Origin of the sequence: Pseudovibrio sp. WM33 (genome assembly GCF_001623165.1) — a bacterium.
Taxonomy (GTDB): domain Bacteria; phylum Pseudomonadota; class Alphaproteobacteria; order Rhizobiales; family Stappiaceae; genus Pseudovibrio.
In genome coordinates, this window is sequence record NZ_LMCK01000120.1 from 800 (window position 1) to 1,260 (window position 461).

Genomic DNA, 461 nt, shown 5'->3' on the forward strand with positions numbered 1-461 from the left:
GTAGCCCGAGAGCCTGTTATTAGCTGCATCGCCTGTCAGGATATCATCGTACCTATCAGTACCCATGACGTTTTCTATGGAGATGTATTCATCTCCAGCTGCATCGCCTGCGTTTTGAGACTGGTCGGAGAGATTAACGGTAACAGCTGCGTGGGACCAGCGGTATCTTACCGTATCATTTCCTTCGCCACCATCAAGGTAGTCTGCCCCAGAACCATAGGCATTGAGCGTGTCATTTCCTTCTCCGCCATAAAGATGGTCAAGACCATTTTGGGCATAAAGGGAGTTATTGTTACTGTCGCCTATCAGGACATCATCGTAATGAGAGCCCTCAATACTTTCAATATTGACAAGGACATCTCCTGTCGCATGCCCACCACTGGAAGTACCTTCAGCAAGGTTGATTGTTACTCCTGCATTCGATGCATGATAATAGGCTAGGTCAGAACCAGCACCACCAT

The 461-nt window shown here is 47.9% G+C and carries 1 pseudogene; it reads right to left on the bottom strand.

What is annotated here, in order from left to right:
* A pseudogene (locus PsWM33_RS28145) lies at positions 1–461 on the bottom strand (calcium-binding protein); the annotation flags it as partial.